A 26518-nucleotide genomic window follows, 5' to 3' on the forward strand; every position below is an offset into this window, starting at 1 on the left:
ATTCCACCAGGGCGCAAAATTCCGGGGAATAATATCCTACGCCGTATTCTTTAAACAAACCCTCAGGTATTTCAGCGCGACCGTGATCTGGTTCTCCACCGACCTTTTCGAGATGCTGAGCCGCTCCGCGATCTCCTTGTTAGAGAGATGTTCTTTACGGCTCAGGAAAAAGATCTCCTGGCAGCGTTTGGGCAGCAATTTCAACTTATCGTCGATCGCGCTCTCGAGGTCGTGGTAAAGCATCTTTTCCTGGCCGGTATTGATGGCGCTCAACGTTATGCTTTGCTTTAGCAGGCTTACGTCTTCCCGGTATTCGAGCGCGGACCTCTTGCAGCGTTTAAGATAAGTATATACCTGGTACCTCGTGGCGGCCACCAAATATCGTTCGAAATCCAGGACGACGAGGTGTTTTCGCTTTTCCCAGATGTTTACAAACAGGTCGTGCACCACTTCGTCGCAGGCAGCGTGATCTTTTGTGTATCGTAATGCGGTTTTATAGAGCCTTAACCAATGCCGTTCAAATAAAACGGTAAAGGCCCGGTAGTCGTCCGAGATAATTAAGGTCCATAATTCGGCATCGTTCAGTGAACTTATAGCCATATGTGTGTGGTCAGTAGCGTAAATTTACAGTTATAAAGCACATTTGCAACTATTTTTTTAGAAGTTGTGTGTGTGCGTTTAGAAAATATACTCGATAGCTTTAGAACCAATGTAAACTTATGACGAGCGACGAATTCCTGGCGCTGTTTGAGAAATACCTCGACGGCAGCGCCACCCCCGAAGAAATAAAAATAGTATTAGATTATAAAGACGATTTTGAGCTGCCGGCACGCGAAAAGCACGGGCTCACCCTGCATGAGCGGGATGTGCGAGACAGGATCCTGCAACAGGTGAGCTATACTGCCGGCGAACAGCGCACCAACGTTTATAGTAAGCTTTTCTGGCCTACGGTAGCTTCCGTCGCCCTCATCGCTGTCAGTTTTTTTGGGTTTCGCGAACAGCCGGAGACTATCCCGAAGTCAGCTATCCCGCCAAAACCGGTCGTTAATACCGTGCCGAAAGCAGGTAAAGCAAACACTGTCCGGGATGAGCCCGTGGAGACCGCTCCGGCTTCCCGCCGGGGATCGCCCCGATAGCTAGGGTATTCGCGATCTATTTCTTATCTTCACCTCCCTAACTTATAAACCGATTTACTAACCCCATTAAACAACAGGTTTTGAAAAGAAGAACGTTCCTCCAGCAATCCGGTCTGCTCACCGGGAGCCTTTTGCTCAATCAGTCGTACTCGTATGCTAAAACGATTTATCCTGAGTTTCCCGTTGTGCGTACAGCAGTGGCCGGGCGGAACTTCAGCAGCCGGTCTGTTGAAGCGGCCATCGTCGAATTCCAGTCGAAAGTAAAAGACCCCGAGCTTGGCTGGCTGTTTAACAATTGCTTTCCCAATACGCTCGATACCACGGTTACCCACACGCAAAAGAACGGCCGCCCGGATACGTACGTGATCACCGGCGATATCGATGCTATGTGGCTACGCGATTCAAGCGCGCAGGTATGGCCTTACCTGGCATTTATCAAAAAAGATCAGCCTTTACAGCAATTGATCGCCGGCGTGATTAATCACCAGACCGCTTGCGTACTCAAAGACCCGTACGCCAACGCATTTTATAACGACCCTGCCAAAGTGGGCGAGTGGGCGAAAGACCATACCAAAATGCAGCCAGGTATCCACGAACGCAAGTGGGAGATCGATTCGCTGTGCTACCCCATCCGCCTTGCGTATAAATACTGGAAGCTCACCGGCGATACCGCCCCGTTCGATGCGCAATGGAAACAGGCGGTTACGCTTACCCTCAAAACATTTAAAGAACAGCAGCGTAAAAATGGCGATGGCCCGTACTCGTTCCAGCGTACTACTTCCTGGGCTACGGATGGTGTGCCGATGAACGGTTATGGATACCCTGTTAAACCGGTCGGGCTTATCTGCTCTTCCTTCCGTCCGAGTGATGACGCCACGGTGTACTCTTACCTGGTGCCGTCGAATTTCTTCGCGGCGGTAAGTCTTAAACAGGCGGCAGAAATGGTGAAAACCATCAGTAACGACCTGCCTTTGTCTGCAGAGCTTACCGCATTGGCCGTAGAAGTAGCTGCGGCCCTGAAAAAGCATGCGGTGATCAACCATCCGCAGTATGGCGTGATCTACGCCTACGAAGTAAATGGTTTTGGCAGTTATAACCTGATGGACGACGCCAACGTGCCAAGCCTGCTTAGCCTGCCGTACCTGGGTGCGGTGCCCATGAACGATCCCATCTACCGCAATACCCGTAAAATGCTGCTTTCGCTGAATAATCCCTTCTTTTTTAAAGGAAAAGCGGGCGAGGGCATCGGCGGCCCGCATGCAGGGAAAGACATGATCTGGCCGCTGGGCATTATTATGCGCGGGTTAACCAGCACCAGCGACACCGAGATCAAGGCATGTATCGCCGCGCTGAAAGCAAGTCACGCGGACACCGGTTTTATGCACGAATCGTTTCATAAGGAAGACGCTAAACGCTTTACCCGCAAGTGGTTCGCGTGGGCAAATACGCTGTTCGGCGAATTCCTTTGGGAAACGTACCAGGCGAAACCGCATTTGCTTTAAAACGCGCTACGTATTGCTCGTAGCTGCCCGGCTGGAAAGTATCGCCGGCTTTTTCGAAAGTTAAAACGCGGCGATCAATAGGAAATCCGCCGTCATGTCGTATTTTGCAGCGCTCAACCAATAGTCACTGCATAAATTAAATCGATATGACACTTTTCGAACTTTCCCGTCGCGACTTCCTCGCCCAGTTAAGCATCCTAGCCGCGTCGGCTGCCATCAAGCCGTCCACAGAACTGTTGCTCCCGGCTGGCGGTCCCATTAAATTCGGTTATTCTGCCATTACCTGGGGCGGAAACGATGTGCAGGCCATAAAAGATATCGCCTCTTTGGGTTTTACCGGTATCCAGCTCAGGGCAAATGCTTACCAGGAATACGGCCAGAAAGTAGACGAACTGAAGAAAATGATAGCCGACGCGAAACTTGAACTTGTAATGTTTTCTTCGGGTAACGCAAATGTGAATACGCCTGATGACCAGGCACAGATCGCCCCGCACGTTACCCATGCGAAATTTGTGAAAGCGCTCGGCGGGAAACGCATCCAGGTGACTAATTCCGCGCGTCCCAAATCGGGTGAAGTGGCAGAAGCCGACCTGGTAAAATATGGCAACATGCTTACCGTGATCGGCAAACAGACAGCCGCCATCGGCATCGAAACTACCTACCATAATCACATGGGGCAACTTGGGCAGACACCGGCAGAGGTAGACACGATCCTGGCGAACACCGATCCCAAATATGTGGGTTTCCTGCTTGATGTGGCGCATTACCAGCAAGGGGGCGGCGATCCGGCGGCGGCCATCCTTAAATATAAAGACCGGATCCACTGCCTGCACATTAAAGATGTGAAAACCACCAACGACAAAGGCGGTTACCAGTTCGTTGAACTTGGCCAGGGCCGTGTGGACTTCCCGGCGATCTTTGACGCCCTTAAAAAGATCAAGTTTAAAGGTTATACCGTGGTAGAGCTTGACGGCGTACCGGTTAAAGGCCGTACTCCCCTGGAAAGCGGGCAAATGGCCAAGGACTACCTGAAAGATAAGCTTAAATTCAGCCTTAGCTAAACGCTCGCCGGGCATGCGCTTGCTAAGAATACTGTTGGTGCAGGGCCTCCTTTGCCCGTTGTTCCTCTCCGCCCAACGGCAGATGGAGTATCTCGACCGCGGGCTGGTAGCCGTTAACCAGGGGAATGGACGGGTGTTTCTAAGTTGGCGCCTGCTTGCCACCGACCCGGAAGGGATCGCGTTTAACCTGTACCGTGTGATAAATGGAAAAGCCGCCCGTTTAAATACACGACCGCTTGCCGGCGCTACCAATTACGCGGATTTAGGGGTGGCGAACAACGCCCCGGTTTCCTGGTTCGTAAAACCTGTACTGAAAGGTGCGGAGCAAGCCACTCAGGCAACGTTTACCCTGCCTGCCAACGCACCCGCGAGGCAGTACCTGCCCGTGCCCATCCAGCCTCCTCCTCCCGGGGAAATCGGGGGACAAAAGTTCACTTACACGGCCAACGATGTGAGTGTAGGCGACCTGGATGGCGACGGCCGGTACGAGATCGTCCTGAAATGGGAGCCTTCCAACAGCCGTAATCCCCCGCAACCCGGTGTTACCGGTCATGACCTCATCGATGCATATAAACTGGACGGTACGCGGCTTTGGCGCATCGATCTTGGAAAAAATATCCGTGCGGGCGCCGCTTACACTCAGTTCCTGGTGTATGATTTTGATGGCGATGGCAAGGCCGAAATGATCTGTAAAACAGCCGACGGGTCCATCGATGGCGCCGGGAAGCCTATCGGCGACGCTACTAAAGACTGGCGCTCGCTCGATGACCCTCAAAGTCCGTTTTACGGGAAAATAGTGACCGGTCCCGAATACCTTACCGTATTTAACGGTATGACCGGGGCTGCAATGGCTACCGCCGGTTACCTGCCCGACCGTTACCCGCTGGATGGCTGGGGCGGCATTGGCGGCAACGGCGGCAACGATGTGACCGGGGGGCGCCCCGACCGCTTTACCGCTTGCGTGGCTTACCTGGACGGGGTGCACCCCAGTGCGGTGTTTGTACGCGGCTGGTATGGACGTACCGCGCTTACCGCCTACGATTTTAAAGCAAATAAGCTTACTGCCCGATGGCTCTTCGATTCGAAAGACGGCAAAAACCCGTACTCAGGCATGGCCAACCACAACCTGTCGGTAGCCGATGTGGACGATGATGGCAAAGACGAGATCTGTGTAGGCGCCATGACCGTTGACGATGACGGCCGGGGCCTGTACACCACCGGTCTGCGGCACGGCGATGCGCTCCACCTCACTGCAATGGACCCTGATCACCCTGCCATGAAGCAGGTTTTCGGCATCCACGAAAATGAAGAAAAAACCATTGCTTTAAAAACACCCGGGGTAGCGATGTTTAACGCAAAAACAGGCGCGGTGTTATGGTCGCTCGGGGAAAGCGAAGACGTAGGGCGCGGCGTGGCGGCCGACATTGATCCCACGCACCCGGGCTTCGAAAACTGGGGCGGTCCGGGCGGCTTGAGAGACCTGCACGGCAAAACGATTACCCCGAAGGTGCCTTCGTCTGCCAATTTCCTGGTTTGGTGGGATGGCGATCTTACCCGCGAACTGCTGGATAAGAACCGCATAGATAAATGGGATTGGAAAACCGAAACTACCGTAAACCTGCTTACCGCGGAAGGATCCGTATCCAATAACGGCACAAAGGCTACGCCCTGCCTGAGCGCCGACCTATTCGGCGACTGGCGTGAAGAGGTGATCTGGCGCACGCCCGACAATACGGAGCTCCGGATATACACCACTACCATCCCTACGGATTTCAGGTGTTACACCTTAATGCACGATCCGCAATATCGCCTCGGCGTCGCCTGGCAAAACACGAGTTATAACCAGCCCCCGCATACCGGTTTTTATTTCGGGTATGGCATGGTACAGCCGCCAAAACCACGGATCGTGATAGTAAGAGCAGGTAAAAAGTAACAGCTGTACCTAAGTTATGTGCCAACTGATCGACGCCCGGCTGCCCGACTCGCACGCATAATGGATGGATATCCGCTTCGCCTGTTCCTACTCTTATGGTCTTGGGTCAACGGCCTCGTCCTTCCCGGCAGATAGACCGAAAGATTGTACGCGGCCGGGATGCTTGTGCAGAAGAAAGCTCAGGTCACTGGCAGGGTAATGCGTGGTGGTAACGGTAAGAAGCATGTTTTATCGTGTTGCGGTAATTACAATGTTAAACTGGTACAAAGTAATATGCAAACTGCGTACTCTTTTTGCGCAGATAAAAAAGATCGAATATTTTTCGCGGCGCCGACGGCGCCAGCCTATTCATTGCTTCACTTTCAGACTGATTCCCCTAGCCTAGCGTGAAATATGGGTTGTGGATCAACCCTACTACGTTTCCCCATGGATCTTTCACGGTTGCAGCGATGATCCCTTCACCTACATCGGTTGGCTTTTCATGTTCCGTTGCACCTGCTGCGATAAAGGCGTCGTAAGCCACCTGTACCTCTTCCACTCCCCAGTAGGCGGCAACGCTCTCCGCTTTCCGGGTTACCGGTTGCTCTTCCGGCTGAAGGCCAAGCTCGTACCCGGCGATGTTAAATCCAACGTAAAAGGGCTCATCAAAGTAAGGCTTTGTGTTAAACACGCCGGCGTACCACGCTTTTGCTTCGCCGATGTCGCTCACTTGGTAAATCGTTGTTCTTAATCCCAGTATTTTATAAGTTTCCATAGTCATCTAGTTTATATTACGCCCTTAATGAGCCGCGAAATCCGCGGGCCGCATAATAAGATTCCGCCCCGTTGTGATATACAAATATCGTGTCATAACGGAAATCGCCAAAGAGTGCACCGCCGAGTTTCCGGATATGGGCCGGTGTAACTATCCAGCTGGATGTTTTGGTGTCGAATTTGCCAAGTTGCTGGAGGTGCCGGTATTGTTCTTCTGTTAAGAGATCGATGCCCATAATGGCGGCCATGTTCACGGCGCTGTCGGCCGGTTTGTGTTCTTTCCGGGCTTCAAGTGCTGCATGATCATAACAAACGCTTCGGCGGCCTTTGGGGCTTTCAGCGGCGCAATCAAAGAAAATGTATTCGCCGGTGTTTTCATCGTACGCCACTACATCCGGTTCTCCGCCGGTGCGCTCCATATTGTCAAGCACCCATAGTTTTCCGGGATCGGCTTCTAGCTTTGCCTGTACGACCGCCCAATCAAGGCCAGGGTGACGGTCCGCGTGTTTCGTAAACCGGGCTTTTAACGTGGTAAGGAGCTCTTCCCGTTGTTGGGGGGATAATTGGTTTCGGTTGTTTTTCATTGTTTTAAGTTACCAACTTAAGTTGATCACCATTAATCATTCAATCCTTTTCCGTCGAGGATTTGCGGGATCCATTTCTCAATCCTGGTTTCCCTGGTTTTGGCTTGTTTGGGTGCGGAGAAGTGCAGCAGGTACCCGCGCTGACGTCCCGGGGTTAACGACCCGAACGCTGCTTTCAAAGCGGGGAGCGCATCCAGCTTATGCTGAAATTCTTCCGCCATGGCGAACCCGGCGGTCTTTTTTAGGTTTACTTTCAAGCCGGCCTTTTCTACTTCAATGGCTTCGAGAATATAGGCCTCCAGGATGTGTTTCATCTCCGTTATCTTTTCAATGCCGGTGAACCGGATCTGTCGTGCCGCCTGCACGTTCTTCGTTTGCTGCAGCAGGATCCCATCGGCATCGTTTAACAAAACGCCTTTAAAAAACAGGAACGCACAGTATTCTTTAAATTCGTGGATTAAAACGACGTTGCCTTCCTGGAAGGTATAGCAGGGGCAACCCCATTTCAGTTCTTCGGTGAGCCCGCAGCCGAGCGCGATGGTACGCAGGAGCTCCAGTTCTTTCTGCCATTTCCTGCTTTTCCGGAAAAAGAAATCGACTTTAGGATTCATGGGATTCATTCGTTAATTAACTGAACTGGTTTCTCGTTTGCCGGTCTTAAGTGCCATGATGCTACCGTGAGTGCGGGGTCATCCGTTTATCTCTTCCTTTATTTCAGGTCGTTTACAGCCTCCTGCAAGCGGTTATGCGCCATATTGATGCCTTGTGCAAAGGGTAACTTAAGCATCCCGTCCCGGTCTGCCACCGATTTATAAACGATCTGCATGGTAAGTTTGCTGGTATGGGCGGTAAGCTTTTCAAATTCCAGGAACTCCAGCTGTACCGGGAACGGCGTATTCTCCATTTCGAAGGTCCGGGTGATCTTTTGGCCGGGAACGAACTCGTGCACGACCCCATTGGCCCTGAACACCACGTTTCCTTGCGGGTCGCTCGTTTCGAACTGCCAGCTGCCGTGCTTCCTGCTTTCGAGCTTTAATACTTTGGTTCCCATCCATTGTTCTACGATCTCCGGTTCCACGTACGCCCTGAACAGCAGGTCAAGGGGCAGGTCAAATTCCCTGGTAATTACCAGGTCTTGTTTGCCCGCTTCGGCGGTGATTTTTGTTTTTAGTCCCATCATTCCAGGATTTATGTCGATTTGAATTTTTGCATCACACTTTCCAGCTTATTAAAGCGCTCGTCCCATAGGAGGCGGAACGGTTCCACGAAGTCGGCCACTTCCTTCATTTTCTGCGGGTTAAGCTGGTAGTAAACTTCCCGGCCTTTTTGCTCCTGCTTCAGCAGCTCGCATTCCGTGAGTACCAGCAGGTGTTTTGAAACGGTGGGACGCGCCGTATCAAAGTTCGCTGCGATGGCGCCGGCGGTCATCGCCTGCGTGGTGACCAGCAGCAGGATGGCTCTGCGGGTAGGATCGGCTATGGCCTGGAAAACGTCTCGTCTTAAATTCATCGCGTAGTTATTTGGCTACAAATATATGTGTAGCTATTTAACTACGCAAATGTTTTTATTACCGGTGTGGCGGCGGGTTGGAGCGGAAGGTTCAATAAATAGTTTTTACTTATAGAAATATAGAATTAATCGATTATAGTTATCCAGGTTAAAAGCATAATTTTATAGTTGTCAAGGAAAACAAGAGCAAATTAACCTTATAAACATGGAAAAAGAATCAAACGACATTAGTAAATGCCCGTTTCACAATGGCAGTATGAAGCATAACGTTGCCGGTGGCGGCACCAGGAACCGCGATTGGTGGCCTGACCAGTTAAAGTTAAATATCCTGCGCCAGCATTCGTCGTTGTCTGACCCGATGGGTGAGGGCTTTAACTATGCCGAAGCATTTAACAGCCTCGACCTGGCAGCGGTAAAGAGAGACCTGCATGCATTGATGACCGATTCGCAGGATTGGTGGCCTGCCGACTTCGGGCATTATGGCCCCTTATTTATCCGCATGGCCTGGCATAGTGCGGGTACTTACCGGGCAGGCGATGGCCGCGGCGGTGCAGGGGCCGGTCAGCAGCGCTTTGCGCCGCTAAACAGCTGGCCTGATAACGTAAGCCTTGATAAAGCACGCAGGCTGCTCTGGCCCATTAAGCAGAAGTATGGCCGTAATATTTCTTGGGCCGACCTGATGATCCTTACCGGGAATGTCGCACTGGAATCGATGGGCTTTAAGACATTCGGCTTTGCCGGCGGACGCGCAGACGTGTGGGAGCCGGAGGAAGATGTATACTGGGGCTCCGAGACCAAGTGGCTGGGCGGCGATGTGCGTTATGCGCATGGTTCTGAAGGTGTGGCCAGGCATGCGGTACTGGTGTCGGACGATGATGCCGATGGCGACATTCATTCCCGCGACCTGGAGAAGCCGCTTGCCGCCGTGCAGATGGGGCTGATCTACGTAAATCCCGAAGGCCCGGACGGCAATCCTGATCCGGTTGCTGCAGCGAGGGATATCCGCGATACTTTCGGCCGTATGGCCATGAACGATGAAGAAACCGTCGCCCTGATTGCCGGCGGACACAGCTTTGGCAAAACGCATGGCGCCGCTCCCTCTTCGCATGTAGGCAAAGAGCCGGAAGCGGTAGACCTGGAGATGCAGGGTTTTGGCTGGCACAATAGCTACGGCTCGGGCAAAGGCGCCGATACCATTACCAGTGGCCTGGAGGTTACCTGGACGACCACGCCTACCCGATGGAGCAATAATTTCTTCGAGAACCTGTTCGGCTTCGAATGGGAATTAACCAAAAGCCCTGGCGGCGCTCACCAGTGGGTGGCCGAGGCCGCAGGGGACATTATCCCGCATGCGTTTGACGGCTCTAAAAAGCAAGCGCCCACCATGCTTACTACGGATCTCGCCTTAAGGTTCGATCCTGCCTATGAAAAAATCTCCAGGAACTTTCTCTCGGATCCCGATGCATTCGCAGACGCTTTCGCCCGTGCCTGGTTTAAATTAACGCACCGCGACATGGGGCCGCGTACCCGTTACCTGGGCCCGGATGTGCCGGAAGAGGTATTGCTGTGGCAGGACCCTATTCCCGCCGTTGACCATGCGCTGATTGACGGGAATGATATTGCCGGGTTAAAGGGGAACATTCTCGCCTCCGGGCTGACCGTCGGTGAGCTGGTTTCTGCCGCCTGGGCTTCTGCTTCCACCTTCCGTGGTTCCGACAAGCGCGGCGGTGCTAATGGCGCCCGGATCGCGCTGGAGCCGCAAAGATCGTGGCAGGTGAATAACCCGGTGCAGCTGCAAAAAGTATTAGGTACGCTGCAAAACATCCGGCAGGAATTCCAAAGTACACAACCAGGTAAAAGGGTGTCTCTGGCCGACCTGATCGTGCTGGCAGGTTGTGCGGGCCTGGAAAAAGCGGCAGGCGATGCAGGACATCCAGTTACCGTTCCTTTTACGCCCGGCCGCATGGATGCTTCGCAGGAGCAAACAGACGTAGAGTCGATGGGCTACCTGGAACCCATTGCCGACGGTTTCCGCAATTACCGCAAATCGCGGTATACCGTATCAACCGAAGAACTGCTCGTAGATAAGGCACAGCTGCTCACCCTTACCGCACCCGAATTAACGGTGCTGGTAGGAGGGATGCGGGTGTTGAACGCCAACTTCGACGGTTCCCCGCATGGCGTGTTCACCCTGCGCCCGGGCCTGCTTACCAATGATTTCTTTACCAACCTGCTGGATATGAGCACCGCATGGAAGGCCATGGGCGATGACCGTGAGCTTTACCTGGGTACCGACCGCGCTACCGGGCAGCCCAAATGGACTGCTACCCGTGCAGATCTGGTATTTGGGTCTAATTCCGAACTCAGGGCCATTGCCGAAGTGTATGGCAGCTCGGATGGCCAGGATAAGTTTGTGAAAGATTTCGTGGCCGCCTGGAGTAAGGTGATGAACCTGGACAGGTTCGGGCTGAACTGATCCGCGCAGTAGTGAAGTGACTTTTACCAGGCACTGCTTGCAATAGGTTGCTATTGCGGGCGGTGCCTTTTTATTGAAATAACCATTGTGTTTTTCTATATTTGGATTACTGTGTCATAGCAGTATTTCTAATTATGGAATTTCCGTGGCGAGGCCGGAATTCAATACATAAACTTTATCGCGTTGGTAACATGGAGCCCTAAGATGTGCATTTTATGAGATAAGAAAAACGTCTCACTCAAAACAGGACTGTTGGAATAACACATGTTGTCGGTCTCCTACCTTTCCAGGGCGTTGTTGTCCCTTTGGCGGTTTTGTTACCCATCGCCGCAGCATGCATGTAAAAGTGTATCGTCGGAATGCTTTGCTGCCGGTGTTCGGGTATTTAATATTTGCCGGCCTGGTTAATATAGCTGCCGCGATCATGGCATTTAACGTAATAGAGAGGTGGCTTATCCGCTCATATGGCGATTCGGAAGACACTTGCTCGCCGCTGCAAGGCGATGGTCTCTGTTGAGATCACTATTACATCCCGATATCATAACCGTAACGCAAAATCGAAAAAACATTGCTGCACAACGACTGTTATGCCTTCCTATGGAAAACAAAAAGGAAAACTCAGCCCGGTATTCTGATACCGAACTCGAGGAGTTTAAAACCGTCATCCTCGAAAAAATATCCCTTGCCCGTGAGGACCTTAACGACCTGACTGCCTCGCTGCAAAGCAATAATCCGAACGGGACAGACGATACCAGCGGGGCAAACGCGGGGCTGGAAGACGGCGCAGCAACCCTCGAAAAAGAGTCGATCCTCCAGCTGGCCGCCCGCCAGAAGAAGTTTATCGAACAGCTGGATGCCGCCCTATCGAGGATCGATAACAAATCCTATGGCGTTTGCCGCGAAACCGGTAAACTGATCCCCAGGGAAAGGCTGATGGCGGTGCCGCATACGACGCTAAGTATGGAAGCCAAGCTGAAGCAGGCATAAGGTAGCGTCCCCGCCCCTGACGATAAATAAAGGGGTATAGCTACTTCTCCTGCGAAGTGGCTGAAGCGCTCCATTTTTATGGAAGGCGATTCATCACCCTGGCGGTATTGGAACCGCTCGACGGCCGCGTAAGTCGAAAGATCCCGGGCGACTATTTCCGGCAGGCTGCGCTCGCAGAAAAGACCTGCCAACGGTAAGGTGCCTGGCAGACATGCTGCTTTATAATTAATCAAAAACTATTGAATATGATGCTGCAATTCCTGACACAAGAATTCGAACATGAAGTAACCAGCACCCGTAAATTGCTGGAGGCGATTCCCGAAAAAGATCTTCGTTATAAACCTTCAGAAATTTCATGGACGATGGGGGAGCTGGCACAGCACATCGCCACTATTTACTACTGGTATGTAGGAACGTTCACGCAAGATGTGTACGATATGGCTACGGATCGCCTCGAGCGCGGCGATACGAATGATATCAAAGCCACCCTGGCGCTTTTTGAAAGCAACGTCGAAAAAGCAAGGGCGGCGTTAACCTCCCTTACCGAGGAGAAACTGCAGGACAACTGGACCATGAAAGTTGGCGACCGGGTGGTGCTTGGGCCTATGCCAAGGGGAGTTGTAGCACGTGGATTTCTCTTTAACCATATTTATCACCATCGCGGTGAAATGATCGTGTACCTGCGCGCTACAGGGAATAAGGTGCCCGGGATGTACGGGCCTACTTATGAGGATAGCAGAGGGGGGAGATGAGCCGGGTTCCTGGCGGGCCTGTGTCATGAACGAGGCTGTATCACGAGTCAGATTCACTCGCGCCACAAATATTTGACTGAGTAATTATTTTGCAGCTTGATACAACCTCGTTTTCTTTGGTGTTGGTTGATCATACCGGTTTACTATTTAATGAAGGCGATCAGGTAACACGAAGCTTTGTATTACATTAACTAAGTAACCATGGAACAATTAGAGCAGAATATCATATTGAGATTGCCTCTTCGTTTACTGATCTTTTAATTAAGCTTGATAATGGCCAGTAATGGTTTAATGACTGAGTGATCATATCTCGCAGCACTTGCACAGGTTGACAAAGAAAAGCTACGGATACGTTTCCCGAAAGGACCTGCCGTTGAGATGTATCGGAGCGCGGTATACTTTCGCGCAGAATCTTTTTCATCTGGACTTTTAGCTACCCAGTCTATCCAGCCTTTTAGCATTATATTAGCTGTGTCCCTCGACATTACCTCTAATGCGATTTAAACAAAAACTGCCCGTAAGTCATATCCTTTTTACCTTCGCAGATAGGATTTCACGAAGCGCCTATTGGACAGCATCCCTTTTTTACTGGTGTACTTTTTATGTATTGTACAACCTTCTGTTACTTTCCCAATGGTCAGCCATTACGCTGATCCTATACCCTTTACTGCTTTGGGCGATATTAGGAACGTCTGTTAAACGCCTTCATGATCTAAATAGATCCGGCTATTGGTTGTTTGCGGTTATAATACCCGTGGCTGGCCCCCTTTGGCTGCTCTATTGCCTCGGATTTAAAAAAGGAAACAAGCATATCAATAGGTTCGGACGTGTTCCGGGTACGGCCGCCGATTACCTGAGTAATGATAACGGGGTCGTTTTACCGGATTCTAAAACTGGTGAGCGAATAATCAATGATGTAACAAAACTAAATCCTATAGTGGTTTCCGGCACAGCAAGGCCGGAAACTGTCGAAGAGCTTTGCGACATTGTAAAAAAGACCGATGGCCCGATTTCCGTAGGCGGAGGCCGCTTTAGCATGGGAGGGCAAACTGCCAGCGCTCATAGCCTGCATATCGATATGAGAAGTTTAAATAAGGTGCTCCGGTTTTCAAAAGAGGACAAATTCATCAAAGTGCAATGTGGCATTCGCTGGTGCGATATTCAACAATATATAGATGAGTATGACCTGAGCGTTAAAATCATGCAAACCTACGCCAACTTCACTGTAGGAGGCGCATTAAGTGTCAACGCACACGGAAGATATATGGGGTTGGGACCAGTGGTATTATCGGTTAGATCCATAGATATAGTGCTGGCCGACGGCTCATTTCTCCATGCCGATCGGAGCGAAAATTCAGAGGTGTTTTACGGCGCGATAGGGGGTTATAACGCCATTGGCGTAATTGTACAGGCGGAACTGGAACTGGCTGATAACGTGGCGATAAAACGGGTTCATCAAAAGATGGATGTGAGCAATTACAAAGAATACTTCTTCAAGAATATTCGCGACAATAGCAAGGCAGTTTTCCATAACGGCGACATCTATCCACCAGGATACAAGCGGCTTCGGGCTGTTACCTGGATTGAGACCCATGAGAAACCGACCGTTAAGACAAGATTGATGCCGCTAAAAGAGTCCTATCCGTTGGAACGATATTTTTTATGGTCATTTACAGAAACACCTTTTGGAAAGTGGCGACGGGAGTTTCTGATTGACCCTTTATTACTTCGCAGCAAAAGAGTTCATTGGCGCAATTATGAGGCTGGCTATGATGTAGCAGAGTTGGAACCCCGTTCGAGAAATGATACCACCTATGTCTTACTGGAATATTTTGTGCCGGTACAGCAGTTCGATCAATTTGAAAAAGCGATGGCAGAAATATTTATACGCTACCGGGTAAACGTCTTAAATGTTTCCATCAGGCACGCCAAAGCAGATCCTGGCACCTACCTTGCCTGGGCACGCGAAGAGGTGTTCGCCTTCGTTATTTACTACAAACAACATACCGACCCTGCATCAAGAAATGAAGTGGCCGTTTGGACACGCGAGCTTGCCGATGCGGTAATTGCTGTGAATGGCAGCTATTACCTGCCTTACCAGGTGCATGTCACCCCAGAAAAGTTCCACAAGGCCTATCCAAGCGCAACAAAACTATTTGAACTAAAAAACAAGCTGGATCCGAACTATAGATTCAGAAATACCCTGTTGGAAGCCTATTATAATCCTTCAAAACCTGCCAATCATGCCTAATACAACGTCCGAATTTAAAGCAGTATTTAACGACACCCGTTGGAGTGATGCATTTTACCAATTCCTTCAGGTGATCTTCCACTTATACCCGGAAGCAAAATTCCACCAGCTGATAAAAGAAGAAACCGCCGCTAATACCACTGACGAAGCGATTTATAAGTCGATACAAGCCAAATTAAAAACAATCAAGCCTTTCCTGTCAGAATTAACTTATGCGTTACCGGCGCTAAAGAAGCAAAAGAAAGAGATCACCCGGCAAACAATGCTTTTGCTCGGCAGTAGAAAACAGATTAACGGTTATGTTGAGATTGGCTCGACAGGCCGCTATATCAGCCAGCTGAGAAAAGAGATTAAGGTTACCGATCCAATCATTTTATTGAACGACATTGCTCCCGGTAATTCTCCGGGCGATTTTATGGAGCGGGGACAGATCGGCAAGTTAGGGACGTTTGTTGATATTTCCGGCTACCAGCCAATTAATGAGCAGGTTGTCCCAGGTGCCAGTATTGATGTGGTTACCTGCTATATCGGGTTGCACCATTGCCCGGTAAATAAGCTAGACGGCTTTATCCGTTCGGTTCATCGTGTCCTTCGTCCCGGCGGTTCTTTTATAATGCGCGACCACGACGTGCGAGATGCAGAAACGGCTACGTTCGTTTCCCTGGTTCACACCGTGTTTAATGTCGGGTTAAATGAGACCTGGGAGTTCGAAAAGAATGATTTCAAGAACTTTAAGTCTGCTGAGGAATGGTCAGAACTGGTGATCAGTGCGGGCTTCTCTGATTCCGGGAAACGCATACTACAGGATAACGATCCGTCTGACAATACCTTAATGTTGTTCAATAAGTTATAATTATGGCACGGCTCAGGCTATTGACTCTTATCGCGGTGGTATTTGCCGCGATCATCTTTATGGCAAAAAACCAGCAGTCGACCACCACTGCTGGAGAAGGTTTACTTGTTGATAAGGACTGGCTGACCACGAATGCCCATCCGATAACTCCGGCCAAAGACATCCGCCCGGCAGACCAAACATTCTTAACATATCCTGAATGGTTCCTTGTTTTTAGCCCGGCAGAGCAAGCGGATTATTTTACTTCACATACATCCACTTCATTTCCATACATGACGCATGTAAGTCAGTTGTGGGAGGGTTATAGAGTTGTTTACGATCAGGTGAAGGATAATTATAAGTTTAACACCGGCTACCACGTGATGATCATGGTAATTGGTGTTAGTACCACCGTGGAATATTTTATAAAGTCGGTATATGAAACGGTGATCGGGCGGATTACAGACAAGTCGACTGGATCGGTAATAACCGCTGAAGATCGCTTTAACGCAAATTATATGCGCCGGTATGTGAATTTCATAGAGGATACTCCGTGGTATGAATATTCGTTTAGCACTGATTTGAAGAGATTGTGGAAGTTACCTCTATTTTCCGGATCTAGCCTGTTTCGAAAACTCGAGCGTCGATACTATCTCACCACCGAACTTCTCGTTAAAGGCGGATATGGATGGCTGATTAAGCAAGCAACGAAGTCGGCCTATGACGCGGCCTTACTTAACACCGCGGTAGTAGTTGATCATTTTCCACGAGATGCAGCGCGTAACAACGGTTTTGGCAAAGTTCGCTTGCTTCCTGATAGTTTAGTGCTTATCGATTTACCCAGGTATGCTGATTTCAGTGTATTTGCCGGAAAACTGGCAGAACTAGGTGCTGATTTTAAAGAGGTCGCAGGGAATAGGTCTGCCATTATGCTTACTGTACTATCTTCGGAACCGATGAAATCCGGTGCTGATTATAATGTACTTTTTAATCAGCCGATAGTGACGCAGCCGGGTGTACAGCGGGTTGCCATAGCTGTAAAGGTTAGTTCTTTAGCGACCGTGCTTAGGGAGCTGCATCGACGAAGGATAAGGGTTGAACATATTTATGATTATTAAATCGATAGAGTACGATATGCAGCTAACATACAAGGAGACAGAATTTATTTTCGGCCATTACTACTTCTTTAGATAGGAGAGTTTATACCATGCTATTACTCCATCAAAGGAGCGCTAAACCTTCGGAGTAAAATGGTTCACCGGTCTCAGTCAAAGGAACATACATAGGGCCATAAGTCGGCAAGGAAGCCAGTACTTTGAATAACTTTGCGGCCCTAAGTTCTTCATGCCAATAGCATAACCCGCTTTCAGAAAAAAGGCCCGAATCTATATATCGAATTACAAACTCAGTAAATGAGCTTGTCAGGGTTAACGTTTCAGCCGAGTTGTGATCGGAATTCACAATCTCATAACTGTCAGGATCAGAGGAAGTCAACCTTAAAATCCATGAATCCGAGTATATCATGTATTCGGCAAGAAATAGTTCGTTTGGGTTGAGTTCCTTTTTATATTTAATCATCTCTTCTACAGGCAGCATCCAAAACAGGCAGTCGAGTGTTTCGAAGATGAGTTCTGTCTCGAATTGTTGCAGGTTCTCGCGCCGCGAGCTGAAAGCCACAAAAGAGCGGATAAGTGATAAATTATATTACCCCCTCCGAACAGGAGAGCAAGTTAAAACAGTTGTTACTGCCGAGATGATTAAAACGGCATCGCTTAACCTCCCCATAGTTTATCGGAACGAACTATGTGTGACGCCTGGCTTATTCATTCACCAGTACTCCGCTGGTAAAAAACTGCTCATTGAGCAAGATCCATACACCTTTGCCCAACGAACCATCCGGGTGTTAGCTTAATTGACGATGGCGGTTCAAAGACTGTACATCGTTGCCGGGCCGAACGGATCGGGGAAAAGCCTGTTTTCCCGGATACTTGCGGTAACTGATTACGAGGTGTTGATGGCGATGAACACCATTGTCTCCAAGCAGTATAAAAATAAGCTCGGGCTAAACAAGAAACTAGAAATCTTATATATTTGAATATGATCTCCTACCAGATTGATATATTAAACCCAAAGGCAACCAAGCTTCTGCAAGATCTGGCAGATTTACAGCTTATTGCCATTAAAAAACCTTCTGATGATGGGTTCTTAAACGTTGTAAAGCGCCTGCGCACTAAAGCCGCTGCTAATCCCCCTTCGTTAGAAGATATTACCGCAGAAGTTGAATTGGTAAGGGCTAGACGTTATGCCGGCAAATGATCGGGTTATTATCGACACCAACCTGTGGATCAGCTTCTTATTAACGAAAGACTTTTCGAAGCTCGACGCGATACTTACCGACTGATCTGTTACCCTACTATTCAGTGAGGTTCTTTTAGAAGAGTTTGTAGAAGTCGCCAGGTGGCCAAAGTTTAAGAAATACTTTTCACTGCCACATCTCGAAGCCCTTCTTTAGCATATTAGCTTACGTGCGGAATTTATAGCTGTAACCAGCGAAATCACGCTTTGCCGGGATGCGAAGGATAATTTCCTGCTGTCTCTTGCAGAGGATGGCAAGGCAACTCATCTGATTACAGGGGACAAGGATTTATTGGATCTTAAAAAGGTCGGAAGCACATCGATACTTGTTATGAGCGATTACCTGCTAAAAAAGCATTAATTTATCTGATGTCAATACAATTTGGCGCTGATTTTAACGTCGTTGATAAAGCATCGAATTTTAATACTATCAAATCCGTTAAATTGAGCAGTTTTTATTTTCGAAGACTTATGGACAGAGTGCTTAGGTTAGTGCAGATCCGGTTTTCCTAGCAAGTTCAATAGGTCTAAAACTCGGAATTGAACAGGAAACACTTGTTGGGGGCGACAGCAACGGCAGGACATAATAAAGCCCCTTATCTCATCGACAGGGGCAGTATCTCTTTAAAGGAGACCGAACTTTTAGTTAGCCAGCCTGGTACAATGAGAGCACCTCGGCCGACTATCTGTGCCACTTCTTTTATTGGCCGGTTCGATGTTGTTTCCTTCCGTGCATTTATCATTGTCATGGTAAACATTCGGGGTGTTTGGTTTTACTGAATGGAACGGTGATACTTTTGCCATTTGTTTAATTGTTTAATGTTATCAACTTATCGAAGTTGCAGACATTTTTTAGGTCGAAAAAACGGGTTCCCGTAAAGAGGCGATTTGTATTAACTTTTGTTGGTCGTTGGATAGGTACAGAATCCGCCGCTTGGAAAAACCGGATTAACACCCAATGCCCATAGTTGTAGGGGGTTTTAACGTTATTGAACAACAAATTAAGATCGACATGGTCGACAGATAGGAATACCTGATTTCACGACAACTTTCTTGTTACTCTGCAAATATATCATAGGTTTAAACACCAGCCAATCCCCTAAAAAAGTAACTGATATATGTACTTTGATCTAATCAATAATAAGATTTTCTTCGGCAATACAAATAAGCTGGAAGAATGGACAACCGAAAACCTTTATCAAAATAAGATCATCGATAAGATCAGGTTTATGCTGAAAAATTATCTTGAATTGGATAACGTTAGCTTCCTATTCGGATCGGGGACCTCAGGAAAACCTGAAGATCGCACTGGCCAGAACTCGATAAAAACTATGTCCCAGACATCCTTGAAAACGGTGACACCAAAAAACAACTGCTGGCCAGAAGCCGGTACCTGCTCTTTAAGGATGAAACCAAATGGACGGCTTCCCAGCATCATCGGGCGGAGATATTGTTCCGATTATACCCTTCGCTGGAAACGGCCTACCGGATCAGCAGGAAGCTGTCGCATATCTTCTCCTCAACTAAAGACAAAGGGGTAGGCTGTACACGACTGGCCAGGTGGTATAACCAGGTCGAAGAGGCAGGTATTAATCCTTCCGCACTGTATCCCGCACAATCCAGATCATTACCTCACCATCCTCAACTACTTCGATAACAGGAGTACAAACGCTTCGGCAGAGTCTTTTAATGCAAAGGTCAAGGCCTTCAGGGCAACGTCCAGAGGCGTGAGAAATATCGACTTCTTCATGTATCGATTAGCCAAAATCTATGCTTAGTCCCCAACTTTTACGCTTGATCCTGTTTCACCTTTGCTAACGCTGGTTAATTCAAAATAATCGAGAAGGCCTTCCGGCAATAATAAGCGGACAAGAGTTTCGTACGTGTCTTGCAAAACTGAGATCAATTTGGTCGCACAAAACAACTCTTTTTTTCTATTCCCCCCAAGAATTCTGCTTGATCCTTGATCCCGTTTAATATGAATATTTTGGTGTTTTAACTGAAACATAAAACCCTTTAAATATTTGATTTAGAGGGTTTTAGAGATTTTTGGAGTCTTACTATGTGATCCCGCTGGGAGATCAAAATATGAAATAAGTAATTCTTATTCAGATATTTAGTAAAACTGCCTCACCAAAACACTCACGTATTTTTTGATGCGAAAGAACGGCGTTTATATTCTCAAAGTTATAAAATATTTTTAAAAAGGAAAAACGTGAAGTCCTTGCCGGATCACAACCCGGGATCCCTGCAAGTTGTTGGCAATTTCAAGCTAATTTTGAGCGTTTTAGTTATACATTAATTGATCGCCCTATGACTACTGCTTATTTTCAGCATCGGCGCCCCTTCGATTTTCACCCGCATCCTTTCCAAATTGGCAACCTGTTAGGCGTAAAGACAGGATATGAGGATAACCAGTTTTGCTTAAAGCTATATGGCCTGCCCAGCGAGCAATTCGCCGAATTTTATGAGTGTCATCTGAAGCCGTTCTTGGAGGCTAACCCCGGAATGGAGCGTGAGTTCTTTGCGCATGTGTGGAAGATCGTGAATAATAGGATTAGGCATTATGATAGTCGAGATCCGTTTTCAGGCAGCCATGCCCTACATGTGGCGAATGGTGAAAAGCTGACCGCCTTTAAAGATTATTTAGTGACGATGGATCATTGGAAGGTACATTTTCCGGTAGAGGCCATAATTGGGGATAAGGACCAAGAAATTCAGATATTAAATGAAAGGATAAACAAACTCGAGGCCGAGCTGGCTAAGTTACGACTGTATGAAGCTTCGGAGAAAATTAGCATTGCTGACGGGAAATTGGCGGCGGTAATTCATCTTTTCAGACAGTTGCAGGATTTGCTATTGCCCAATAGTAAAAAGCTGTTTAGGTATCAGACACAAAGCGGCTGGTATAAAATGTTAGCAAAATACTTCGATCATGGCGGGAACGAGATTCCCGTTAATACGGCGAGGAATTATTTCCCAGCTCAAAGAAATGTACCTTTAATAAAGGGGTCAGAAGTTAAGGATGAGGATAAGTTATTCAATATCAACCCCTCATAGACCTGGCTTCAGCCAGTTTGTGCGTATTGTGTTGCTAGCGGGAAATTTCATTATCGAAAGTCGTTCAGCTAATTGACTTTTGGAATCTGTTTGTAAAATCAGAAATTCCTCAAACGTTAGGGCATAAACTAAAAAGCTACCATTCATGAACGCATAAACATGATCGCTGACATTTGTTGGAGATAAATTTCCGGTCTGCCGAAAAGGATTAAATTTTAGTGCAATCTCCAATTCTCTATTGTTCTTTATAAAAAATGGGTCAATCAGAAAAATCTTCACCTCCGGATTATGCCTGATAGCAGTTTTAACACTTTCGTTAATGTGTTCGTCGGCCAATGAGTACCCGATTATAAAGATATGGTCTGCAAAGCAGCAGTCCCGATCAAAGGCGGCCTGCATTTGCTTAAAAGGGCTAATCATCGCCTTTTGCGCTTTTTGATAGCCCGTAACAATATTTGTTACCATTAAGGTTTTACCCTTTTCCACTTGAAAGGTGGCGGGGCTGTTATCAATAGGCAGATTCATACCAGCAGTAAGAACAATTTCCGCATTTGGTAGCTGCTCTTTATCTAAATCTAAAACCTTCCAGAAGGCAGATCCATGCAGGTTATAGTGAACATTAGCGTCTGAATCGGAATGAATGCGCTTAATATTAGCGCGAAGAAGATCCGTATAGCCAACACATTCATCACAGTCAAAACCCTCAAACACTTTAATATCAGACCGTGCTAAAAGCACTTTAAATATTCGCTCGTAATTCAATGTGTACAATCGGAGGATAGTTGATGGCTGCAATTGCTGCATCCATTTAACAAATAATCCGCTTATCTTACTTTCATGATCGATCACAGAATGCCCGGCCGCGTGGTAGGCATAAGAACTGATGCGTGCGCTTATGGAAGTTAGTAATTCGTTAAGTAGATGCTGAAAGAAAAATTGAGATGGCGGCTCACTGTGATACGCATAATGGCTGTGTTGATAATTAATCCCCGCAGGTGTCTGGATTTGATAACCGTGTTTTATTTCCCCACCCTTTACTGTGAAATTTAGTAACTCTTTTTCAAATGTAGGCGTGAAGAAGCAGTAAAGTAGGGAAGGTAGGAGATTCTTATCGAAATGTTCTGCATAATTGAACTTCCCATAGTATACTATAAGTTCTTCGACAACATTTATAATGGTTTCGAAGTTCACACTACCCGCAGTAAAGCCGTTTGCTAATAATTTGTCGTAAATAAATTGGGTAAGCGTTAGTTTGCCGTCCGTAGTGCTAAAACCGGATTTAAGTACGATTTCGGTTAGTTCGGCCGTGGAGGGCGAACCCCATTCAAGGGTAGCTCCCGCGCCAAAAAGGAAAACTGATTTTTTTTTCGACACTTGAGTGGCTTAGATTCTAAAATTACGGAATAAGGTTAGATGTGAATGTCATTACGCACCAATAATTTTGTAATGCTCTAAGCTCCCAGTGCTTCGCATGACCAAACACCCCCATTGGTCATATAAAATAGCCCCCACGTGCTCACCTTTGCGATATCATTTATCAAACAGAAGACACTATGAACGTAGAACTGATCACACTGGAAGACCTTCAGCAATTCAAGACTGAACTCATTCATGAGTTAATGCAAGTGCTTAACCAGCCAACCCAACAAGCCAAGCAATGGCTTAAAAGCGCGGAAGTCCGCAAGCTCTTAAACATTTCGCCTGGCACCTTGCAAAACCTGCGAATCAACGGGACATTGCGATTCACCAAGATTGGCGGCATCATGTTTTACAAAGCAGCCGACATTTACAAAATGCTTGAAGGCGATGACGCAGGCTAATTCCCTTGCCCGACTCGTAAGCCGGATCGCTTACGACGGCAGACTAACGGTCACCCACATTAGCCTTTACATGGGATTGCTCGTTTTATGGCAGGAAAGCGGGTGCTTAACGCCGTTTCGGATCAGTCGCCTGGATTTGATGGCGATCAGCAAGATCGGCTCCATCGCTACTTATCACAAGCGGCTTAAAGAGTTGATCAGTTTTGGATATGTCCGTTACCAGCCATCTTATCATCCCACGAAAGCCAGCAATGCCGAGCTTCTAACAGGCAATTAAATGTAAAGCCGAAAAGCCTTATTGAACCTTTCTACAGGCCATTGGTAAACGCGCCCCACTATCGGATTAGCAGGGAGCAAGTTTGTGTTTTTGTTCCACAAAAACCCTTCCGGCGGTAGCCGGAACCAACTTGCCCCCTTGCTCCCGATGGTCGCAAGGCGGAGCCACCTTAAACGATCTGACAATGGAAATAAACGATTTGAAACCGGAAGCCGATAAGCGAAACAAAGGAGGACGACCACCTAAACGGATCCGGCGAAGCAACGATATGCGCGTAAGGTTAACCGATATCGAACGCATCCTGATCGAAGGCAAAGCCAAAGAAGCCGGGATGCGCCCCAGCGAATGGTTCCGGCAGGCGGCGAAACGAGCCACGGTAGTATCCAGACTCACACCCGACGATCTCAGCATTTTACGTATGCTGGCAGGTATGGCCAACAACCTGAACCAGATCACCAAACTGGCGCACCAGGAAAGTTTGCTTACCGTGCAGAAGCGCTGCCGCGAGATTCTGGCAGAGATAGATACCACCCTTAAATACCTTAACAGCGATGATCGGAAAAGTAATGACCGGTAAAAGTTTCGGCGGCTGTATCCGCTACAACCTGGAAAGGGAACAGGCAACTATCCTTCATGCCGAGGGAATACGCACGGGCAGCGTTCAGGACATCATTCACGATTTTAATATGCAGCGCAAAATGAATTCTGATTTGGGAAAGGCAGTCGGCCACATCGTTTTAAGCTGGAGCAAGCACGACCGCGACAAGCTCACACCCCAAGCGATGACCGAACGAGCTAAAGAATACCTGCAAAAAATGAAGATCACCGGCACGCAGTTTCTAGTGATTCGGCACACCGACCGGGAGCATCCGCACCTTCATATCGTGTACAACCGGGTGAACAACGATGCCAAAACCATATCCGACCAGTACCAGCGCAAACGGAACGCTGAAGTATGCAATCAGCTTACCAAGAAGCACAGTTATTACCTGGCGACCGGGAAAACGGAGGTAAAACAGGAACGGCTTACCGGGGCCGACAAAGTAAAGTATGAATTATATGCTGCAATAAAGCAGGCGGCAGGGAAAGCGACCAGCTGGCAGGAACTTGAAGGCTGGCTGAAAGAAAAGGATATCGGCATCCAGTACAAATACAAAAGCGGGACGAATGAAATTCAGGGTGTTTCTTTCAGCAAGGACGGCAACCAGTTTAAAGGTTCCGAGGTCGACCGGGGCATGAGCTATTCGAAGTTGAACCAGCAGATCGAACAAAACGGCCAACAGGAGCAGCACATTCACCGCGACGTACACCACCACACAGAAGAGCACGAAGAAACGGAAACCCGTTGGCTTCAGCATTCCGGCGGTAGAAACACAAACGGTGCTGTTGATCTACTATCCGGGATGCTGGCACCGGCACCGGTGGACAATTCTCCCATTCCCGACTTCCTGAAAAAGAAGAAGAAAAAGACACATGAACAATCAAGAGGAATAACACGATGAACACATCAAACGACAATCGCCTGGAAGAACTCGAAGAAGTTGTCCAGCACACGGTAAACAAAGTAAAGGAACTCGAAAACCGTAAGGTTGAACTGCCTGAAATCCGGCTTCCCAATTATACGCGCCTGCTTGAGGCCATCGAAACAGAACTGAAACGGGTTCAGCATTCGTACCCGGTAGATCGGATCGATAAGCAGGTAAAGGATTTCAAAACACTGGTAGATAAAATTCCCGACCGGATACAGTACCAGCACCGGCATTATTTCCAGGACGGATCGAAGGGGTATATTGTAGGGATGATCGGGATGATCTTGCTTACGGTACTATCTGTTGGGCTGATGGTCACGTCATGGATTGATAATCGGAAAATGACCGATAATTCGGTGAAGTTTCGGATGATCCGGCAGTATTATCCGGTGGCGGCGAGGTGGGCGAATAAGGAATATCATCGGAATCCGGAGATGGCGACTAAGAATGTTGATCGGTTGGAGGCCAAACAAGAAGCGGATAATGAGGGAAAGTCTACGGCAGCGGAAAGGGAACTTAAATAAAGAGGTAGTCTTTCGCTTGTTTAGTACAGGCACAATTATTGACCTTAATTATCGTCCATTCGACGTAATATTGTTGATGACCATTAAAAAGCATAAATTTGCGTAATGTCAAGCCGCAACGTACATATCGATAAGGTTTTCCCAAAGCACCTGTTTTGGGACGTAGATATGTCTGCCCTCAACGTTGAAGCTGATCGTGATTTGATAATTCCCCGTGCATTGATGGCTACCACAGCGGAAACGTTTAGTAACGATATTTCCCGTCTGGAAGCTTTCTACGCTAAAGCAGTTATCGCCAGGGAATTGAAAGCAACAAAGGAGCGAATAAGCGATAAGGTATGCTTGCTGGTTGCCCGCCGTTATCATGTAAAGAAATTTACGCGCTACGCCAGATGAAGGCTATCGCTGAGCATCTATTACAAACCATACACGAACTTCAGGCTCTGCCATCGCTCAGCGCGAGTTGCCTGGGCGGCGGCACCAATTTCGCAATCCGTTATCAGCACCGCGTATCGGTGGATATTGATTTGTTCTTTCCCGATATTATTGGCAAACCTGGATATGAACGAATAAAGGAAGAGGCAATCGAATTTTTTGGTGATAACGTACTAAATTTTGATTACCCCTGTGATGTAGATGATCAATATATCTTTCAGCGATTTTACGTTCGGAAAGGTGACGAGCTAATCAAAGTCGAGATCCTCCAAAATATGAAATTCTATGAAAAGCCTGATTTAGTAGATGGGATAAGGTTAATGACCGAGAATGACATTTCTGTACTTAAGATCGTGACTGCTTGCAATAGGGCGAATGAGAAAGATATTTACGATCTTGATTACCTGACGGATCGAATTGCGCTCGACAAGGTTATCGAACTACTGAAAGAAAAAGAGGATCGTTGTTCTGATCCCGTTCACCGGAGCATTTTTGGCTTGGATGACGAAAGAAGCCCGATTGCCGAACCCGATCTTCTTTTAAAGTTCGAAGAACCTATTAAGGGAAAGCATGCCCGTCCGGGGCATTCAAATCCGAGAGTTGACGTGTTACCTGACCAGAAAAATTGGATGCAAGCGAGAAGTAGCTGGCGAAGAAAGGTTAGGAGATATTTTGACGGGATAGGGAGAGCTTTTCCGGCTGCGCAGGGTTTCTAAGCCATATACCAAGATCACATATCAAG

32 protein-coding genes are annotated in these 26518 nt (G+C 48.0%); 24 read left to right on the forward strand and 8 right to left on the reverse strand.

Annotated features, from left to right (window positions below; all coding sequences use genetic code 11):
* Nucleotides 1-36: 36 nt before the first annotated feature.
* On the reverse strand, nucleotides 37-600 hold the full coding sequence (locus GS398_RS14475) for an RNA polymerase sigma factor (protein WP_237488199.1): 564 nt from the start codon (nucleotides 598-600) through the stop codon (nucleotides 37-39).
* 119 nt (nucleotides 601-719) lie between these two features.
* Here GS398_RS14475 and GS398_RS14480 point away from each other — a divergent pair, with 119 nt between their 5' ends.
* The 4 genes from GS398_RS14480 to GS398_RS14495 all read left to right on the forward strand — a co-directional run bounded on the left by GS398_RS14480 (nucleotide 720) and on the right by GS398_RS14495 (nucleotide 5632).
* Complete coding sequence (locus GS398_RS14480) at nucleotides 720-1136, forward strand: DUF1700 domain-containing protein (protein WP_160907507.1); 417 nt, start codon at nucleotides 720-722, stop codon at nucleotides 1134-1136.
* 80 nt (nucleotides 1137-1216) lie between these two features.
* Complete coding sequence (locus GS398_RS14485; protein WP_160907508.1) at nucleotides 1217-2638, forward strand: glycoside hydrolase family 125 protein; 1422 nt, start codon at nucleotides 1217-1219, stop codon at nucleotides 2636-2638.
* Between the two features lie 146 nt (nucleotides 2639-2784).
* Nucleotides 2785-3699, forward strand: coding sequence for a sugar phosphate isomerase/epimerase family protein (locus GS398_RS14490; RefSeq protein WP_160907509.1), 915 nt, complete (start codon nucleotides 2785-2787; stop codon nucleotides 3697-3699).
* 13 nt (nucleotides 3700-3712) lie between these two features.
* A complete protein-coding gene (locus GS398_RS14495) occupies nucleotides 3713-5632 on the forward strand; it encodes a rhamnogalacturonan lyase (protein ID WP_160907510.1) in 1920 nt (639 codons plus the stop codon).
* A 93-nt stretch (nucleotides 5633-5725) separates the two neighbouring features.
* On the opposite strand, the gene GS398_RS22680 is transcribed toward GS398_RS14495, so the two are convergent.
* From GS398_RS22680 to GS398_RS14525, 6 genes are all read right to left on the reverse strand, one after another.
* Nucleotides 5726-5857: a hypothetical protein gene (locus GS398_RS22680; RefSeq protein WP_202406074.1), complete on the reverse strand. Its 132-nt coding sequence runs from the start codon at nucleotides 5855-5857 to the stop codon at nucleotides 5726-5728.
* Between the two features lie 151 nt (nucleotides 5858-6008).
* Nucleotides 6009-6386 (reverse strand): VOC family protein, encoded by a 378-nt coding sequence (locus tag GS398_RS14505; RefSeq protein WP_160907511.1) that lies wholly within the window; start codon nucleotides 6384-6386, stop codon nucleotides 6009-6011.
* 16 nt (nucleotides 6387-6402) lie between these two features.
* A complete protein-coding gene (locus GS398_RS14510; protein ID WP_160907512.1) occupies nucleotides 6403-6969 on the reverse strand; it encodes a DUF4256 domain-containing protein in 567 nt (188 codons plus the stop codon).
* Nucleotides 6970-7001: 32 nt separating this feature from the next.
* Entirely contained in the window at nucleotides 7002-7580 is a 579-nt protein-coding gene (locus GS398_RS14515; protein ID WP_160907513.1) for a YdeI/OmpD-associated family protein, read from the reverse strand.
* Between the two features lie 98 nt (nucleotides 7581-7678).
* Nucleotides 7679-8149 (reverse strand): SRPBCC domain-containing protein, encoded by a 471-nt coding sequence (locus tag GS398_RS14520; protein WP_237488200.1) that lies wholly within the window; start codon nucleotides 8147-8149, stop codon nucleotides 7679-7681.
* A gap of 8 nt (nucleotides 8150-8157) precedes the next feature.
* Nucleotides 8158-8478 carry an ArsR/SmtB family transcription factor gene (locus GS398_RS14525; RefSeq protein ID WP_160907514.1) on the reverse strand — a complete coding sequence of 107 codons (321 nt, stop codon included), beginning with the start codon at nucleotides 8476-8478 and terminating at the stop codon, nucleotides 8158-8160.
* A 205-nt stretch (nucleotides 8479-8683) separates the two neighbouring features.
* On the opposite strand from GS398_RS14525, the gene katG reads away from it, so the two are divergent.
* The 13 genes from katG to GS398_RS14585 all read left to right on the forward strand — a co-directional run bounded on the left by katG (nucleotide 8684) and on the right by GS398_RS14585 (nucleotide 21191).
* On the forward strand, nucleotides 8684-10954 hold the full coding sequence (katG, locus tag GS398_RS14530) for a catalase/peroxidase HPI (protein ID WP_160907515.1): 2271 nt from the start codon (nucleotides 8684-8686) through the stop codon (nucleotides 10952-10954).
* A gap of 597 nt (nucleotides 10955-11551) precedes the next feature.
* Entirely contained in the window at nucleotides 11552-11941 is a 390-nt protein-coding gene (locus GS398_RS14535; RefSeq protein WP_160907516.1) for a TraR/DksA family transcriptional regulator, read from the forward strand.
* Between the two features lie 56 nt (nucleotides 11942-11997).
* Nucleotides 11998-12138 carry a hypothetical protein gene (locus GS398_RS14540; protein WP_160907517.1) on the forward strand — a complete coding sequence of 47 codons (141 nt, stop codon included), beginning with the start codon at nucleotides 11998-12000 and terminating at the stop codon, nucleotides 12136-12138.
* Nucleotides 12139-12186: 48 nt separating this feature from the next.
* Nucleotides 12187-12693, forward strand: coding sequence for a DinB family protein (locus GS398_RS14545; protein WP_160907518.1), 507 nt, complete (start codon nucleotides 12187-12189; stop codon nucleotides 12691-12693).
* A gap of 493 nt (nucleotides 12694-13186) precedes the next feature.
* Entirely contained in the window at nucleotides 13187-14944 is a 1758-nt protein-coding gene (locus GS398_RS14550; protein ID WP_202406075.1) for an FAD-binding protein, read from the forward strand.
* Nucleotides 14937-15797 carry a methyltransferase domain-containing protein gene (locus GS398_RS22290; protein WP_202406076.1) on the forward strand — a complete coding sequence of 287 codons (861 nt, stop codon included), beginning with the start codon at nucleotides 14937-14939 and terminating at the stop codon, nucleotides 15795-15797. Before GS398_RS14550 ends, GS398_RS22290 begins: the two co-directional genes overlap by 8 nt.
* 2 nt (nucleotides 15798-15799) lie before the next feature.
* On the forward strand, nucleotides 15800-16894 hold the full coding sequence (locus tag GS398_RS14555; protein WP_160907519.1) for a hypothetical protein: 1095 nt from the start codon (nucleotides 15800-15802) through the stop codon (nucleotides 16892-16894).
* An 800-nt stretch (nucleotides 16895-17694) separates the two neighbouring features.
* Entirely contained in the window at nucleotides 17695-17871 is a 177-nt protein-coding gene (locus GS398_RS14560) for a hypothetical protein (protein ID WP_160907520.1), read from the forward strand.
* A 2-nt stretch (nucleotides 17872-17873) separates the two neighbouring features.
* Nucleotides 17874-18092 (forward strand): hypothetical protein, encoded by a 219-nt coding sequence (locus tag GS398_RS14565; RefSeq protein ID WP_160907521.1) that lies wholly within the window; start codon nucleotides 17874-17876, stop codon nucleotides 18090-18092.
* Nucleotides 18093-18312: 220 nt separating this feature from the next.
* Nucleotides 18313-18492 (forward strand): putative toxin-antitoxin system toxin component, PIN family, encoded by a 180-nt coding sequence (locus GS398_RS22855; protein ID WP_369410271.1) that lies wholly within the window; start codon nucleotides 18313-18315, stop codon nucleotides 18490-18492.
* A gap of 1032 nt (nucleotides 18493-19524) precedes the next feature.
* Nucleotides 19525-19788, forward strand: a complete 264-nt coding sequence (locus GS398_RS22685; protein ID WP_255494212.1) for a transposase — start codon at nucleotides 19525-19527, stop codon at nucleotides 19786-19788.
* Nucleotides 19769-19909, forward strand: a complete 141-nt coding sequence (locus tag GS398_RS22690; protein ID WP_369410272.1) for a transposase — start codon at nucleotides 19769-19771, stop codon at nucleotides 19907-19909. Before GS398_RS22685 ends, GS398_RS22690 begins: the two co-directional genes overlap by 20 nt.
* A 535-nt stretch (nucleotides 19910-20444) precedes the next feature.
* Nucleotides 20445-21191: a hypothetical protein gene (locus GS398_RS14585; protein ID WP_160907522.1), complete on the forward strand. Its 747-nt coding sequence runs from the start codon at nucleotides 20445-20447 to the stop codon at nucleotides 21189-21191.
* On the opposite strand, the gene GS398_RS22860 is transcribed toward GS398_RS14585, so the two are convergent.
* Nucleotides 21186-22565 (reverse strand): SIR2 family protein, encoded by a 1380-nt coding sequence (locus GS398_RS22860; protein ID WP_160907523.1) that lies wholly within the window; start codon nucleotides 22563-22565, stop codon nucleotides 21186-21188. The genes GS398_RS14585 and GS398_RS22860 overlap by 6 nt on opposite strands.
* A 179-nt stretch (nucleotides 22566-22744) precedes the next feature.
* Between GS398_RS22860 and GS398_RS14595 the strand changes: the two genes are divergently transcribed.
* The 7 genes from GS398_RS14595 to GS398_RS14625 all read left to right on the forward strand — a co-directional run bounded on the left by GS398_RS14595 (nucleotide 22745) and on the right by GS398_RS14625 (nucleotide 26492).
* Nucleotides 22745-23011 carry a helix-turn-helix domain-containing protein gene (locus GS398_RS14595; RefSeq protein ID WP_160907524.1) on the forward strand — a complete coding sequence of 89 codons (267 nt, stop codon included), beginning with the start codon at nucleotides 22745-22747 and terminating at the stop codon, nucleotides 23009-23011.
* A complete protein-coding gene (locus GS398_RS14600) occupies nucleotides 22998-23288 on the forward strand; it encodes a hypothetical protein (protein ID WP_160907525.1) in 291 nt (96 codons plus the stop codon). The genes GS398_RS14595 and GS398_RS14600 overlap by 14 nt, the downstream gene beginning before the upstream one ends.
* A gap of 184 nt (nucleotides 23289-23472) precedes the next feature.
* Nucleotides 23473-23865 carry a MobC family plasmid mobilization relaxosome protein gene (locus GS398_RS14605; RefSeq protein WP_160907526.1) on the forward strand — a complete coding sequence of 131 codons (393 nt, stop codon included), beginning with the start codon at nucleotides 23473-23475 and terminating at the stop codon, nucleotides 23863-23865.
* Nucleotides 23840-24790 (forward strand): relaxase/mobilization nuclease domain-containing protein, encoded by a 951-nt coding sequence (locus GS398_RS14610; RefSeq protein WP_160907527.1) that lies wholly within the window; start codon nucleotides 23840-23842, stop codon nucleotides 24788-24790. Before GS398_RS14605 ends, GS398_RS14610 begins: the two co-directional genes overlap by 26 nt.
* Nucleotides 24787-25341 (forward strand): hypothetical protein, encoded by a 555-nt coding sequence (locus tag GS398_RS14615; protein WP_160907528.1) that lies wholly within the window; start codon nucleotides 24787-24789, stop codon nucleotides 25339-25341. The genes GS398_RS14610 and GS398_RS14615 overlap by 4 nt, the downstream gene beginning before the upstream one ends.
* 105 nt (nucleotides 25342-25446) lie before the next feature.
* Nucleotides 25447-25737: a DUF6922 domain-containing protein gene (locus GS398_RS14620; protein ID WP_160907529.1), complete on the forward strand. Its 291-nt coding sequence runs from the start codon at nucleotides 25447-25449 to the stop codon at nucleotides 25735-25737.
* On the forward strand, nucleotides 25734-26492 hold the full coding sequence (locus tag GS398_RS14625; protein WP_160907530.1) for a nucleotidyl transferase AbiEii/AbiGii toxin family protein: 759 nt from the start codon (nucleotides 25734-25736) through the stop codon (nucleotides 26490-26492). The genes GS398_RS14620 and GS398_RS14625 overlap by 4 nt, the downstream gene beginning before the upstream one ends.
* Nucleotides 26493-26518 lie beyond the last annotated feature (26 nt).

The organism is Hufsiella ginkgonis, assembly GCF_009834915.1.
Taxonomy (GTDB): Bacteria; Bacteroidota; Bacteroidia; order Sphingobacteriales; family Sphingobacteriaceae; genus Hufsiella; species Hufsiella ginkgonis.

What these genes read in the sequence shown, in the direction of transcription:
- GS398_RS14505 (WP_160907511.1), bottom strand. Translation starts at nt 6,386, where the DNA reads ATGGAAACTTATAAAATACTGGGATTAAGAACAACGATTTACCAAGTG.
- GS398_RS14520 (WP_237488200.1), bottom strand. Translation starts at nt 8,149, where the DNA reads ATGATGGGACTAAAAACAAAAATCACCGCCGAAGCGGGCAAACAAGAC.
- GS398_RS22290 (WP_202406076.1), top strand. Translation starts at nt 14,937, where the DNA reads ATGCCTAATACAACGTCCGAATTTAAAGCAGTATTTAACGACACCCGT.
- GS398_RS14495 (WP_160907510.1), top strand. Translation starts at nt 3,713, where the DNA reads ATGCGCTTGCTAAGAATACTGTTGGTGCAGGGCCTCCTTTGCCCGTTG.
- GS398_RS14555 (WP_160907519.1), top strand. Translation starts at nt 15,800, where the DNA reads ATGGCACGGCTCAGGCTATTGACTCTTATCGCGGTGGTATTTGCCGCG.
- GS398_RS14600 (WP_160907525.1), top strand. Translation starts at nt 22,998, where the DNA reads ATGACGCAGGCTAATTCCCTTGCCCGACTCGTAAGCCGGATCGCTTAC.
- GS398_RS14515 (WP_160907513.1), bottom strand. Translation starts at nt 7,580, where the DNA reads ATGAATCCTAAAGTCGATTTCTTTTTCCGGAAAAGCAGGAAATGGCAG.
- GS398_RS14550 (WP_202406075.1), top strand. Translation starts at nt 13,187, where the DNA reads ATGCGATTTAAACAAAAACTGCCCGTAAGTCATATCCTTTTTACCTTC.
- GS398_RS14510 (WP_160907512.1), bottom strand. Translation starts at nt 6,969, where the DNA reads ATGAAAAACAACCGAAACCAATTATCCCCCCAACAACGGGAAGAGCTC.
- GS398_RS14625 (WP_160907530.1), top strand. Translation starts at nt 25,734, where the DNA reads ATGAAGGCTATCGCTGAGCATCTATTACAAACCATACACGAACTTCAG.
- GS398_RS14620 (WP_160907529.1), top strand. Translation starts at nt 25,447, where the DNA reads ATGTCAAGCCGCAACGTACATATCGATAAGGTTTTCCCAAAGCACCTG.
- GS398_RS14595 (WP_160907524.1), top strand. Translation starts at nt 22,745, where the DNA reads ATGAACGTAGAACTGATCACACTGGAAGACCTTCAGCAATTCAAGACT.
- GS398_RS14585 (WP_160907522.1), top strand. Translation starts at nt 20,445, where the DNA reads ATGACTACTGCTTATTTTCAGCATCGGCGCCCCTTCGATTTTCACCCG.
- GS398_RS14475 (WP_237488199.1), bottom strand. Translation starts at nt 600, where the DNA reads ATGGCTATAAGTTCACTGAACGATGCCGAATTATGGACCTTAATTATC.
- GS398_RS14480 (WP_160907507.1), top strand. Translation starts at nt 720, where the DNA reads ATGACGAGCGACGAATTCCTGGCGCTGTTTGAGAAATACCTCGACGGC.
- GS398_RS14605 (WP_160907526.1), top strand. Translation starts at nt 23,473, where the DNA reads ATGGAAATAAACGATTTGAAACCGGAAGCCGATAAGCGAAACAAAGGA.
- GS398_RS14565 (WP_160907521.1), top strand. Translation starts at nt 17,874, where the DNA reads ATGATCTCCTACCAGATTGATATATTAAACCCAAAGGCAACCAAGCTT.
- GS398_RS22680 (WP_202406074.1), bottom strand. Translation starts at nt 5,857, where the DNA reads ATGCTTCTTACCGTTACCACCACGCATTACCCTGCCAGTGACCTGAGC.
- GS398_RS14545 (WP_160907518.1), top strand. Translation starts at nt 12,187, where the DNA reads ATGATGCTGCAATTCCTGACACAAGAATTCGAACATGAAGTAACCAGC.
- katG (WP_160907515.1), top strand. Translation starts at nt 8,684, where the DNA reads ATGGAAAAAGAATCAAACGACATTAGTAAATGCCCGTTTCACAATGGC.
- GS398_RS14525 (WP_160907514.1), bottom strand. Translation starts at nt 8,478, where the DNA reads ATGAATTTAAGACGAGACGTTTTCCAGGCCATAGCCGATCCTACCCGC.
- GS398_RS14610 (WP_160907527.1), top strand. Translation starts at nt 23,840, where the DNA reads ATGATCGGAAAAGTAATGACCGGTAAAAGTTTCGGCGGCTGTATCCGC.
- GS398_RS14535 (WP_160907516.1), top strand. Translation starts at nt 11,552, where the DNA reads ATGGAAAACAAAAAGGAAAACTCAGCCCGGTATTCTGATACCGAACTC.
- GS398_RS14615 (WP_160907528.1), top strand. Translation starts at nt 24,787, where the DNA reads ATGAACACATCAAACGACAATCGCCTGGAAGAACTCGAAGAAGTTGTC.
- GS398_RS14560 (WP_160907520.1), top strand. Translation starts at nt 17,695, where the DNA reads ATGGCGGTTCAAAGACTGTACATCGTTGCCGGGCCGAACGGATCGGGG.
- GS398_RS14490 (WP_160907509.1), top strand. Translation starts at nt 2,785, where the DNA reads ATGACACTTTTCGAACTTTCCCGTCGCGACTTCCTCGCCCAGTTAAGC.